The following is a 12,543-nucleotide window of genomic DNA, read 5'->3' as shown; positions in this document are numbered from 1 at the left end:
CCGGGCAAGATGATGGGCCTGAAGGGGCTGTGCCCTGGGGGTCAGCCGCGACCGGCGGCCTTCTGAGACCTGCGCGACACCGAGTCGATGACGACGGCGCCCAGCAGAACACCACCGGTGATCATGTACTGGATCGACTGGTTCATGTTCAGCAGGTCCAGGCCGGTCTGGATGGACTGGATGACCAGCATGCCCAGCAGCGCCGACCACACCGAGCCGCGTCCGCCGAACAGCGACGTACCGCCGATGACCGCCGCCGCGATGGCGAGCATGAGGACGTTGCCGGTACCGGCGCTGAGCGTCGCGCTCGCGGTCTGGCCGGCGAAGAACATGCCGCCGATCGCCGCGAAGCCGCCGGAGATGGCGAACACGGTGATCCGGACGAACGGCACGTTGATACCGGCACGACGGGCGGCCTCGACGCTGCCGCCCAGGGCGAACACCTTGCGGCCGAAGGTCGTACGGCGCAGCACGAAGTCCACGACGACCAGGGCGGCGAGGAAGATCACCAGGGCGTTGGAGACGCCGGACGCGTTGTTGAGGACGGCCGCGGTGACGAAGGAGGCGATGGCCAGGGCGCCGACGCGCACCAGGATCTCGCTGGTGGGCCGGAAGGGCACCCCCGCGGCCTTGCGGCGGCGCTGCTCGTTGAAGTTGCCGACGAGGCTGAGCACGACACCGAGGCCGGCCAGCAGGTAGGCGCCGATGATGGCCTGGTCCATGAAGAACGAGGACTGGCCGAGCAGGTGGATCGGACCCGAGTCGGACGGGATGTTGATGGTGCCGCTGGAGCCCAGCAGCCACAGCATCAGGCCGTTCCAGCCGAGGAGGCCCGCGAGGGTGACGACGAAGGCGGGCACGCCGATCTTCGCGAAGAACCAGCCGTGCAGGGCGCCGGCGGCGATGCCGCTGACGATGCCGAGGACCAGCGCGAGCCAGGTGTTCATGCCGTGGTTGACCACGAACACGGCGAAGATGGTGGAGGCCAGACCGCTGAGGGAACCGACCGACAGGTCGATCTCGCCGAGCAGCAGGACGAACACCAGGCCGATGGCGATCATGCCGGTGGCCGAGAGGTAGTAGCTGACGTTCGAGAGGTTGTCGGCGCTCAGGAAGCGGTCGTTCTGGAACTGGAAGATCGTCCAGATGATGATCAGACCGATCACCACCGGCAGGGAGCCCAGCTCACCGCCCTTGACCTTGCGCGTGAACTCGGTCCAGTAGCCCTTGAAGCCCTCTTGGCGGACCAGCAGCCGGGGGTCGACGACGGCGGGGCCTGCGGCGGTGGGGTCGTCGGTGGGCGCGACCGTGGTCTGCGCCTGGGTGTCCGCCTTGGAAACCTTGGATGTGTCGCTCACTTCGCGGCCTCCGTGCTGCGACGCCCCGCACGACGGGTCACGGCGTTGTCCGTGGCTCCCGTGATCGCGGAGATGATCTCTTCCTGACTGGTGTCCTTCACCGGGAAGGAGCCGTTGTTCCTGCCCAGCCGCAGTACGGCGACGGTGTCGGCGACGGCCTTCACGTCGGCCATGTTGTGGCTGATGAGGATGACGGCGAGGTTGCGCTCGCGCAGCCGCTCGACCAGGTCGAGGACCTGTGCGGTCTGCTCGACGCCGAGCGCGGCGGTGGGCTCGTCGAGGATGACGAGCTTGGGGTCGCCGACCAGGGCGCGCGCGATGGCGACGACCTGGCGCTGGCCGCCGGAGAGGCTGGCGATCGGGATGCGCACGCTCGGGATCCGGATGGAGAGCGTGTTCAGCAGCTCGCGCGCCTTCTGCTCCATCGTGACCTCGTCGATGACGCCGCGGTGCAGCAGCTCACGCCCGAGGAAGAGATTGCCGACCACATCGAGGTTGTCGCACAGGGCGAGGTCCTGGTAGACCGTCGCGACGCCGAGTCCCTGGGCGTCGTGCGGCTTGTCGATGCTGACCGGGTTGCCGTCCCACTCGATGACACCCTCATCGATGGGATGCACACCGGCGATCGTCTTGACCAGCGTGGACTTTCCGGCGCCGTTGTCGCCGACCAGGGCGACCACTTCTCCGGCGTGGACCTCCAGCTCTACGTCGGTGAGGGCCTGGACCGCACCGAATCGCTTGGAGACTCCGCGCAACGCCAGCACGGGCGTAGCGGACACGTGAACCATCTCCTTCGCCGCCTGACCGGCGGGGATGCCGCGCTTGGGGTAAGGCGCGGAGGGTTGTGCTGGTAGCACTCCCTGACGAGTTGTGCTGTAAGCACCGATTTACAAGTCGAACATGCGCGCGGCCGGTGCCTCTTGGCAACGGCCGCGTCGGCCGTGCTTCCGTCCGGCGCCCGCCCCGCAGCGGGGTATGAAGGCGGTGCGGGCGCCGGACAGGCTCTGTGCCCGCCTCCGGGGCACGTCCCACGCGGGAGACGCGCCCCGAGGGCTCAGGACAAGGCGGCTCTTACTGGAGGCCGGCCTTCTTGCACGCGGCGGCGTAGTCCGCGGTGCAGATGTCGGCGACGGTGTAGAGACCGTCCTTGACGACCGTGTCCTTGATGTTCTTCACGGTGACCGACAGCGGGGTCAGGAGCTTCGCCTGGACCTTGTCGCCGGAGCCGCTGGTGACCTCGGTGTCGGCCAGGGACTTGATGTCCTTGCCCTGGAGGAGGTTGACCGCGAGCTCGGCGGCGTTGTCGGCCTCCTCCTTGTACGGCTTGTAGACCGTGGCGGACTGTGTACCCGCGACGATCCGCTGGACGGCGGCGAGCTCGGCGTCCTGACCGGTCAGCGGGATGTTGCTGATGCCCGCGCCCTTGAGGGTGTTGGCGATACCACCGGCCATGCCGTCGTTGGCGGCGTAGACGCCCGCGATGTTCTTGGCGCCCAGCTGCGTGATGGCGGCGGACATCTTCTGCGCGGCGACGGTGTCCTTCCACAGGCCCGACTGCTCGTAGGCGATCTTGACCTTGCCGTCGAGGATCTTGTGCGCGCCTTCCTTGAACTGCGCGGCGTTCGGGTCGGCGTCGTCACCGTTGATCATGACGACGTTCGCCTTGGGGGTCGCCTTGGAGCCGAGGGCGTCCAGCAGGGCCTGGCCCTGGAGCTCGCCGACCTTGACGTTGTCGAAGGAGACGTAGGCGGAGATGGGGCCCTGGGCCAGCCGGTCGTACGCGACGACCTTGACGCCCTTGCTCACCGCGGAGGCGATGGAGGACTTGATGGCGGCCGAGTCCTGGGCGGAGATCACGATGACCTTGACGCCCTTGGTGACCATGCTGCTCATCTGCTGGGCCTGCTTGGCCGGGTCGGCCGCGGCGTTGGCGTAGGAGACGGTGCAGTCGCTGCACAGCTCCTTGACCTTGTCCTCGAAGTACGGCTTGTCGAACTTCTCGTACCGCGCGGTGACGTTGTCGGGCAGGAGCAGGCCGATCGACTTGCCACCCGAGCCGGAGCTGCTGCTGTCGCTGCCGCTGTCCTTGTCGCCCGCCTTGCCACAGGCGGCGACCGAGACGGCGAGCGCCGAGATCGCGACGGACACGGCAGCACGACGCATGAGCGTGTTCACTTTTGAAACCTCCCTGACGAGGCCGCGTCGTTGCGGCCGAGGTGGCTGGAAGTCAACTCGGCCACACGTGCGACGTCAAGAAGTAAATACTTAACGAGATGGCAACGACGTCCTGCGTTCTCTAAGTGAACGCAGGTGTCGCTGCGTGCAGCGTGCTGTCCAAAAGGGTCGAATCACCCATCTCGCTGAGAGCGAGGGCGAGTGCTCCGAGCACCTCCGCGCGACCTCCAAGTGCCCCTGGAAGCACGGACAGTTGACGTGCCGCACTGGGGATCGCATAGCGGCCGACGGACTCCCTGATCGGCCCGAGCACCAGCTCACCGGCCTCGGCGAGATCACCGCCCAGGACCACCCGGCTCGGGTTCAGCAAGTTGCAGAGATTGGCGACTCCACTGCCGATGTGTCGGCCGACGTCGGCGATCACCCGACGGCAGCCAGGGTCTCCGTCCCGTGCGAGTCGAACTACGCCTTCCATGGTCAGGTCGGTGCCGTGACTGGACTGGAGCAGCGGGAGCACATAGCGCGCGGCCGCGAAGGTCTCCAGGCAGCCGCGGTTGCCGCAGCGGCAGACGGGGCCGGACTCATCAAGAGTAATATGCCCGATTTCTCCCGCTGTGCCACCTGGGCCCCGGTAGATCTTGCCCTGGATGACCAGGCCGGCGCCCACACCGCTCGCGACCTTGATGTATGCCAGGTCCCTGACCCCCCGGCCACTGCCCCAGACCAGCTCACCGAGGGCGCCGAGGTTGGCGTCGTTGTCCACGTGCACGGGGACGCCGAGCCTCCCCTGGAGCTCCTCGGCGGGCTTGGTGCCGATCCAGCCCGGCAGGATCGCGGAGGAGCCGAGCGAGCCGGACTCCAGGTCGATCGGGCCGGGCACGCCGAGACCCACCCCGGCGATCTTCGAGCGGTCCACGCCGGTGGCCTCGATCAGGCGGTTGACCAGCTGTTCCGCCCGGTCGAAGCCCTGGCTGGAGGAGGCGTCCACGTCCAGCGGCTCGGACTCCTCGGCGAGCACCTGATGGGCGAGGTTGCCCACCGCGACCCGCAGATGGGTGTGCCCGAAGTCGACTCCTATGACGATGCCCGCGTCACCGCTCAGGGAGACCGCGCGGGCCCGTCGGCCACCCGCCGAAGTGGGCGTGACCTCGACTGTTCCGCCGTCCTTGAGCTCACGGACGATGTTGGAGACGGTCGCCGCGGACAGTCCCGTGGTCCGCGCGATCTCCGCCTGCGTGAGCGACCCGGCCAGCCGGACGGCACGTACGACCCGCTCCAGGTTGGCTCGGTGCAGCGACGACTGCGACCCTGGAGTCTCCACGACGACCTCCTGCGCGGCGCGGGACCGCAGCGATGAGGCCCCGTCTATGTCCAACTAGTGAACTCTAAGCTGAGCCGTTCGGGTCGCCTCCCGTCAAGAGGTTGAACAGTATCGGCGCTCCCGCCCATGCCGAAGGGGCGCCGCCCCCACAGGATCCTTCAAGATCCGGAACGGCGCCCTCCCGGGCTCGGGGTCCGCTACTTCAGGGCGCCCGCCGTCAGACCGGCCACCACCTGCCGCTGGAAGACGATGTACGCGGCGAGGACCGGGATCATCGCCATCACCAGGCCCGCGAACAGGCCCGACCAGTCGCCCTTGTAGCCCTGGCTGGCCGCGAGCTGCACCAGCCCCTGGGTCAGCACCCGCTTGTCCGGGTCGGTGTTGAGCACCGTCGGCAGCATGTACTGGTTCCACTGCCCCAGGAAGTTGAAGATGCCCACGCTGATCAGGCCCGGCTTGGCCATCGGCAGCATGATCTGGAAGAACGTCCTGGAGTGCGAGGCCCCGTCGACGAACGCCGCCTCCGCCACCGAGGTCGGCAGCGTGCGGAAGAACGCGGTCAGGAAGAAGACCGTGAACGGCAGCGAGTAGGCGATGTAGACCAGGATCAGCCCGTGGATCGTGTTCAGCAGGCCCATGTTGTTCACGACGTAGAACAGCGGGACCAGCGCCAGCATGATCGGGAAGCTCATGCCGCCGATGAACAGGTAGTAGATGAACCGGTTGCCCGGGAAGTCGAACCGGGCCAGCACGTACGCGGCCATCGAGCCGAGCACCAGGGTGCCGATGAGCGAACCCGCCACCACCAGGATGGTGTTGAGGAAGTAGTCGCTCATGTTGGCGTCGGTCCAGGCCCGCGACCAGTTGTCGAAGTGCAGCTTGTCCGGCAGCGACCAGGGCGAGTTGAAGATGGCGCTGTCGTCCTTGAAGGACGTCATCACCGCCCACAGCAGCGGCATCACGACCATGAACGCCCACAGGACGAGCATCCCGTGCGAGAAGACGTTGAGGACGCCGCCCTCCCGCTTCTCCTTCCGGGGCGGGGGGCCGTCCGAGTCGGTCTTGGCGACGGGAGCACCGGAGTCGGCCGGTACGGAGGTTTCGGTCGTCTTCATCTGATTCAGTACTCCAGCCGCTCGCGCCGGCCCAGCCGCATCACCAGGGCGGCGAACGCCAGCGTGACGACGAGCAGGGCGACGCCGATGGTGGTGGCGTAGGCGGCCTGCCCGTCACGGAACGCCTTCTGGTACACGTACAGGACCATGACGGTGGTCGAGTAGTCGGGACCGCCGGGACCGGTCGTCATGATCTGTACGACCGCGAACGACTCGGCGCCGAGGGCCAGGATGCCCATGTAGACCCAGCCGGACTGCACGGTGTCCCACAGCAGCGGCAGGGTGATCCGGAAGAAGGTGCTCGCCCGTCCCGCCCCGTCGAGCAGCGCCGCCTCGTAGAGATCCGCCGGGATGGAGGCCATTCCGGCGCTGAACAGGACCACGAAGAAACCGACCGTGGACCACACCAGGACCGCCATCACGGCCCACAGGGCGAGGCTCGGGTCGCCCAGCCACAGCGGCTGGACGCTGTCGAGCCCGATGCCGCGCAGAATCGAATTGATCGCGCCGCTGTCCGGGTTGTACGCGAAGGCGAACAGCAGAGCGACGATCGCGATCGAGAGGACCTGCGGGAAGAAATAGACGATCTTGTAGAAGGAGGAGCCCCGGACGCCGGTGACGACCGGGCCTCCCTTTCTCTTCCGGCCGCCGACATTGATCATGAAGGAGAAGAACAGCGCGAGGCCGATCGTCACCACCGGCAGCACGAGCGCGAAGATCAAGCTGTGCTGCAAGGACTTCCAGAAGATCTCGTCGTCCAGCATCCTCCGGTAGTTGTCCAGGCCGACCATCTTGAATTCGGGGCTCAGGCCCGTCCAGTCCGTGAACGAGTAGTAGATGGACTGGATGAACGGCCAGACCACGAAAAGCGCGTACAGTCCCAGGGGCAGCGCCAAGAACCCCACGATGAACCGGTACTTGCCGTGCTGCATCGCCGCTCCGTTGCCGTTACTGGTGCTTGTAGTGCTTGATCGACGAGTCCTTCGCGGCCGCGTCGGCGAAGCCCTGGATCTTCTTGATCGCCTCCGCCGGGGTGAGCCGTCCGGCCATCATCTCGCCGAGGCCCGCCACTCCGATCTGCTCCTTCTGGAGCTGGACGTACCAGTCCTGGAGCCTCGGGTTCACCACGTTGGAGCCGGCCTTCTCGAGCGCGGCCACACCGGACTTGAGGCCCGGGGTGAGGGTGATGCCGTCGGTGCCGCCGTTGAAGGCGGTCAGCGACTTCACCTTGGAGGTGAAGTTCTTCGAGGACGCCTCGCTGAGCATGATCCGCAGCTGCTCCATGCCGCCCGCGGTGTTCTTCGCCTTGGCCGGGACGATGAAGGGCTCACCGCCGGAGGCCCAGATGGTGCCGAAGGGCATCTTGTCGGAGGAGTCGATGCCGGTGGGCGCGGAGACAGCGAGGTCGAAGTCCTTGGGGATGACGTTCGCCGACTCGTTCTCCACCCAGGAGCCGTTCGGGATGAACAGCGCCTTGCCCTGGGCCCACGCGGTCTGTGACTGGATGTGGTCGAGACCGGGGGTGCCCTTGAGGACGTAGCCCTTCTTGTAGAGCTCGTAGTAGGCGTCGAAACACGCCTTGACCGCCGGGTTCTTCCAGGCGTTGGGCTCCAGGTTGTCGATGGCGTCGAGCACCTCGACTCCGCCGACCTTGGCGATCATCGGGTAGAGCGAGAAGGGCAGGTAGTACGGGTACTTGCCCGCGTACGTCCAGCCCGCCATGCCCTTCTTCTTGGCCTTCTCGCACACCGCGAGCATCTGGTCCCAGGTCTCCGGGTACTGCTCGTCGAGCGAGTCGAGGGCCTTCTGGGAGTACCAGACGCCGTAGACCGTGTAGGCGTAGTACATGATCCACACCGGGTCGCCGTCGAACTGGCCCATCTCGACGATGCCGGGCCGCAGGGTGTCGCGGACCTTCTTGTTCGGGTCGTCGTAGGACGGGGCGTCCAGGAGCGGGGTGAGGTCGGCGAGCTGGTTCTTGCCGACCAGGACGCCCATGTCCATCTGCTCGGCGCCGGAGTTGTCGATGAGGTCCGGCGGGGTGCCCTGGTTGAAGCGGGGCTGGAGGGTGGACTGGATCTTCTGGGTGGCGGAGAACTTCACCTTCGCCTTGGGGAAGTTCTTCTCGTAGATCTTGACGGCGTCCTCGGCGTACTCCTTGCCGAAACCGCCGTCGAACAGGACGAATTCCATCTGGGCGGTGTCGTTGACGGCCAGCGGGTTCTTCGCGGTCTTCTTGCCGGCCTTGGCCTTGTCGCCGCTGTCGTCGCCGCCACTGCTGGCGCACGCGGACAGAAAGCTCATGGTCGGGACGGAGATCAGTCCGAGCGCGGCCGACCGCTTGATCAGATCGCGGCGGCCTACACCCGCGCTGCCGTTCATGCTGTTCTCGGCGGAAGTGGATCCCATGCTCAAGTCCTCGCCTTCTCCAGGACTCAGGCGGTGAACCGGATCCTCCCCGGCACCGCGGTCAGGTCAAGCAGGTTCGTGCAAGAGGTTCGTGCGAGTGGGGTGAATCGCCGACAGGTATAGTCCACTTCCGGTCGGCGGAGCAAGATCGAATGCAAGGTTGGCCATGGGTCTTTTCCGAGTTGAGACCTCGCGGAAATATGAGCGCGCTGTGCGAAGCTTGCCGGAAAAATCCGCGACATAGGCCCCGAATGCCGCAGCCAACGCCCTTGACATCACTGTCCACTTGGGCCACTACTGATCCTTGCACGGAATTGGTGACAACGTTGTCCGTCCTCGTGCAGGGAGGGTACTAGCCGATGGATCGGTACAGAACTCGACTCAGACGGAGTACGGCGGTCGTCTTCACGGCCGCCTTCGTCATGACCGTGGGCTCGCAGGGCGCGGCGGTCGCCCTGCCCGAGACCCCGGCCGCGGCCGACCGGGGGTTCGCGTCCTCCTTCGAGGCCGGTGACCCGGCCCCCGACTGGATCAACACCGTCGACGGCGGCCGGTCCTCCGGCGTCGACGGCGGCTACAGCACCGGCATCCCGGGCAATGTCACCGACCATGTCACGGACGTCCGGGCGAGCGCCGAGAACACCGGCGGCGGCGAGGTGAAGGAGAACCTCGTCGACGGCGAGTCCGTCACCAAGTGGCTGGCCTTCGAGCCCACCGGCTGGGCCGAGTTCGACCTGGACAAGCCGGTCAAGGTGGTCACCTACGCGCTGACCTCGGCCAACGACTTCGCCGAGCGCGACCCGAAGGACTGGACCCTGAAGGGCTCCACCGACGGCAAGGACTGGAAGACCCTCGACACCCGCTCCGGCGAATCGTTCGACGAACGGTTCCAGACGAAGTCGTACGACATCGCGGACCCGGCCGAGTACCAGCACTTCCGGCTCGACATCACCAAGAACAACGGCGCCGACGACATCCTCCAGCTGGCCGACGTGCAGTTCTCCACGGGCGGCGGCGACGGGCCGGTGCCGCAGGACATGCTCTCGCTGGTCGACCGCGGGCCGAGCGGATCGGCCACCGCGAAGGCGGGCGCCGGATTCACCGGAAAGAGGGCCCTGCGTTACGCCGGTCGGCACACGGCCGAGGGACGGGCGTACTCGTACAACAAGGTCTTCGACGTGAACGTGGCGGTGGACCGGCTGACCCGGCTGTCGTACCGGATCTTCCCGTCGATGGCCGACGGCGACCGGGACTACGACGCCACGAACGTGTCCGTGGACCTGGCCTTCACCGACGGCACCTTCCTGAGCGGTCTCGACGCCCGTGACCAGCACGGATTCCCGCTGTCGCCGCAGGGACAGGGCGCCTCGAAGGTGCTCTACGCCAACCAGTGGAACAACGTGGTCTCGCGGATCGGGTCGGTCGCGGCCGGGAAGACCGTCGACCGGATCCTCGTCGCGTACGACTCCCCGCGCGGGCCCGCGAAGTTCCGGGGCTGGCTGGACGACGTGAAGCTGGAGCGGGTCGCGGCGGAGAAACCCAAGGCGCATCTGTCGGACTACGCGCTCACCACCCGGGGCACCAACTCCAGCGGCGGCTTCTCGCGCGGCAACAACTTCCCGGCTACGGCCGTGCCGCACGGCTTCAACTTCTGGACCCCGGTGACCAACGCGTCCTCGCTGAGCTGGCTCTACGACTACGCGCGGGCCAACAACGACGACAACCTGCCGACGATCCAGGCGTTCAGCGCGAGCCACGAGCCGAGCCCGTGGATGGGCGACCGGCAGACCTTCCAGGTGATGCCGTCGGCCGCCGGCGGCACCCCGGACACCGGCCGGGAGGCGCGGGAGCTGGCCTTCCGGCACGAGAACGAGACCGCGCGGCCGTACTACTACGGGGTGCGGTTCGAGAACGGGCTCAAGGCGGAGATGGCGCCGACCGACCACGCGGCGGCCCTGCGCTTCAGCTACCCGGGCGACGACGCGAGCGTCCTCTTCGACAACGTGACGGACCAGGCGGGGCTGACGCTCGACAAGGACGCCGGGGTGATCACCGGGTACTCGGACGTGAAGTCCGGGTTGTCCACCGGCGCGACCCGGCTCTTCGTCTACGGCGTCTTCGACAAGCCGGTGAAGGACGGCTCCGCGGGCGGGGTCAAGGGGTATCTGCGCTTCGACGCCGGTGCGGACCGGACCGTCACGCTGCGGCTCGCCACCTCGCTGATCAGCCTCGACCAGGCGAAGGACAACCTGCGCCAGGAGATCCCGGACGGCACGTCCTTCGAGAAGGTCCGGGACCGGGCCAGGGCACAGTGGGACCGGCTGCTCGGCAAGGTCGAGGTCGAGGGTGCCACGCAGGACCAGCTGACCACGCTGTACTCCAGCCTGTACCGGCTGTACCTGTACCCCAACTCCGGCTTCGAGAAGGTGGGTTCGAAGTACCAGTACGCCTCGCCGTTCTCGCCGATGCCGGGTCCGGACACCCCGACGCACACCGGTGCGAAGATCGTGGACGGCAAGGTGTACGTCAACAACGGCTTCTGGGACACCTATCGGACCACCTGGCCGGCGTACTCGCTCCTGACGCCCTCTCAGGCGGGCGAGATGGTCGACGGGTTCGTCCAGCAGTACAAGGACGGCGGCTGGACCTCCCGCTGGTCCTCCCCCGGTTACGCGGATCTGATGACCGGCACCTCCTCGGACGTCGCCTTCGCGGACGCGTACGTCAAGGGCGTGGACTTCGACGCCAAGTCGGCGTACGACGCGGCCCTGAAGAACGCGACGGTCGTACCGCCGTCGTCCGGCGTGGGCCGCAAGGGCATGGAGACCTCGCCCTTCCTCGGCTACACGAGCACCGACACCCACGAGGGGCTGTCCTGGGCGCTGGAGGGCTACCTCAACGACTACGGCATCGCGCGGATGGGCCAGGCGCTGTACGCGAAGACCGGTCAGAAGCGCTACAAGGACGAGTCGGAGTACTTCCTCAACCGGGCCCGGGACTACGTGAACCTCTTCGACTCCAAGGCGGGCTTCTTCCAGGGCCGGGACGCGAAGGGCGACTGGCGGGTGCCGTCGGCCAGTTACGACCCGCGGGTGTGGGGCTACGACTACACCGAGACCAACGGCTGGGGCTACGCCTTCACCGCCCCGCAGGACAGCCGGGGCCTGGCCAACCTGTACGGCGGGCGCTCAGGGCTCGCCGAGAAGCTGGACACGTACTTCGCGACGCCGGAGACGGCCTCGCCGGAGTTCGTCGGCTCCTACGGCGGTGTCATCCACGAGATGACGGAGGCGCGGGACGTCCGGATGGGCATGTACGGGCACTCCAACCAGGTCGCCCACCACGTCAACTACATGTACGACGCGGCCGGTCAGCCCTGGAAGACGCAGAGGAACGTCCGTGAGGTGCTGTCGCGGCTGTACGTCGGCAGCGAGATCGGGCAGGGCTACCACGGCGACGAGGACAACGGCGAGCAGTCGGCCTGGTACCTGTTCTCGGCGCTGGGCTTCTACCCGCTGGTGATGGGCAGCGGTGAATACGCGGTCGGCTCACCGCTGTTCACCAAGGCGACGGTCCATCTGGAGAACGGCCGGGACCTGGTGGTCAAGGCTCCGAAGAACAGCGCGCGGAACGTGTACGTGCAGGGGCTGCGGGTCAACGGCAAGCCGTGGACGTCGACTTCGCTCCCGCACTCGGTGCTGTCCAAGGGGGCCGTCCTGGACTTCGACATGGGCCCGAAGCCCTCGAAGTGGGGCACGGGGAAGAACGCCGCCCCGGCGTCGATCACCAAGGACGACGAGGTGCCGACGCCCCGCGCGGACGTGCTCTCCGGGGACGGGGCGCTGTTCGACAACACCTCGGCGACGGACGCGAGCGTGACCTCGGTGGAGCTGCCGGTGTCCGGTCCGGTCAAGGGGGTCCAGTACACGGTGACTTCGGCGAAGGACCACACGAAGGCGCCGACCGGCTGGACGCTCCAGGGCTCGGCCGACGGGACCACGTGGAAGACGCTCGACCGGCGCTCCGGCGAATCCTTCGCATGGGACCGGCAGACACGGGCGTTCTCGGTGAGGTCTCCGGGTACGTACGAGAAGTACCGTCTGGTGCTCGACGGCGAGGCGGTCGTGTCGGAGGTCGAACTGCTCGCCTGAGCAACGGCGTTGGG

Annotated in this window: 8 protein-coding genes; 1 reads left to right on the top strand and 7 read right to left on the bottom strand. The window is 67.2% G+C overall.

All coding sequences use genetic code 11. From position 1 onward, the window contains the following. Nucleotides 1–41: 41 nt before the first annotated feature. The 7 genes from G3I78_RS01415 to ngcE all read right to left on the bottom strand — a co-directional run bounded on the left by G3I78_RS01415 (nucleotide 42) and on the right by ngcE (nucleotide 8,378). Nucleotides 42–1,358 carry a sugar ABC transporter permease gene (locus tag G3I78_RS01415; RefSeq protein WP_164420852.1) on the bottom strand — a complete coding sequence of 439 codons (1,317 nt, stop codon included), beginning with the start codon at nucleotides 1,356–1,358 and terminating at the stop codon, nucleotides 42–44. Next, entirely contained in the window at nucleotides 1,355–2,146 is a 792-nt protein-coding gene (locus G3I78_RS01410; protein WP_164420851.1) for an ATP-binding cassette domain-containing protein, read from the bottom strand. The genes G3I78_RS01415 and G3I78_RS01410 overlap by 4 nt, the downstream gene beginning before the upstream one ends. A 283-nt stretch (nucleotides 2,147–2,429) precedes the next feature. Continuing rightward, on the bottom strand, nucleotides 2,430–3,521 hold the full coding sequence (locus tag G3I78_RS01405) for a substrate-binding domain-containing protein (protein WP_164421334.1): 1,092 nt from the start codon (nucleotides 3,519–3,521) through the stop codon (nucleotides 2,430–2,432). 133 nt (nucleotides 3,522–3,654) lie between these two features. Further along, a complete protein-coding gene (locus tag G3I78_RS01400; RefSeq protein ID WP_164420850.1) occupies nucleotides 3,655–4,854 on the bottom strand; it encodes an ROK family transcriptional regulator in 1,200 nt (399 codons plus the stop codon). A 197-nt stretch (nucleotides 4,855–5,051) separates the two neighbouring features. Further along, nucleotides 5,052–5,969, bottom strand: a complete 918-nt coding sequence (locus G3I78_RS01395) for a carbohydrate ABC transporter permease (RefSeq protein WP_164420849.1) — start codon at nucleotides 5,967–5,969, stop codon at nucleotides 5,052–5,054. A gap of 5 nt (nucleotides 5,970–5,974) precedes the next feature. Further along, nucleotides 5,975–6,901 (bottom strand): sugar ABC transporter permease, encoded by a 927-nt coding sequence (locus tag G3I78_RS01390; protein WP_164420848.1) that lies wholly within the window; start codon nucleotides 6,899–6,901, stop codon nucleotides 5,975–5,977. Nucleotides 6,902–6,917: 16 nt separating this feature from the next. Further along, nucleotides 6,918–8,378 carry an N-acetylglucosamine/diacetylchitobiose ABC transporter substrate-binding protein gene (ngcE, locus tag G3I78_RS01385; protein WP_164420847.1) on the bottom strand — a complete coding sequence of 487 codons (1,461 nt, stop codon included), beginning with the start codon at nucleotides 8,376–8,378 and terminating at the stop codon, nucleotides 6,918–6,920. 422 nt (nucleotides 8,379–8,800) lie between these two features. Here ngcE and G3I78_RS01380 point away from each other — a divergent pair, with 422 nt between their 5' ends. Further along, nucleotides 8,801–12,529, top strand: coding sequence for a GH92 family glycosyl hydrolase (locus G3I78_RS01380; protein ID WP_164421333.1), 3,729 nt, complete (start codon nucleotides 8,801–8,803; stop codon nucleotides 12,527–12,529). Nucleotides 12,530–12,543: the final 14 nt, after the last annotated feature.

This window comes from Streptomyces sp. SID13726 (genome assembly GCF_010548375.1).
In the GTDB taxonomy this organism is placed as follows: domain Bacteria; phylum Actinomycetota; class Actinomycetes; order Streptomycetales; family Streptomycetaceae; genus Streptomyces.
Note: the sequence above shows the minus strand (reverse complement) of the source record. Positions and strands in the feature narration are given on the sequence as shown.

Excerpts from the sequence above, each read along its gene's own strand:
- G3I78_RS01410 (WP_164420851.1), bottom strand. The coding sequence starts at position 2,146 with ATGGTTCACGTGTCCGCTACGCCCGTGCTGGCGTTGCGCGGAGTCTCC.
- G3I78_RS01405 (WP_164421334.1), bottom strand. The coding sequence starts at position 3,521 with ATGCGTCGTGCTGCCGTGTCCGTCGCGATCTCGGCGCTCGCCGTCTCG.
- G3I78_RS01395 (WP_164420849.1), bottom strand. The coding sequence starts at position 5,969 with ATGAAGACGACCGAAACCTCCGTACCGGCCGACTCCGGTGCTCCCGTC.
- G3I78_RS01390 (WP_164420848.1), bottom strand. The coding sequence starts at position 6,901 with ATGCAGCACGGCAAGTACCGGTTCATCGTGGGGTTCTTGGCGCTGCCC.
- ngcE (WP_164420847.1), bottom strand. The coding sequence starts at position 8,378 with ATGGGATCCACTTCCGCCGAGAACAGCATGAACGGCAGCGCGGGTGTA.
- G3I78_RS01380 (WP_164421333.1), top strand. The coding sequence starts at position 8,801 with ATGACCGTGGGCTCGCAGGGCGCGGCGGTCGCCCTGCCCGAGACCCCG.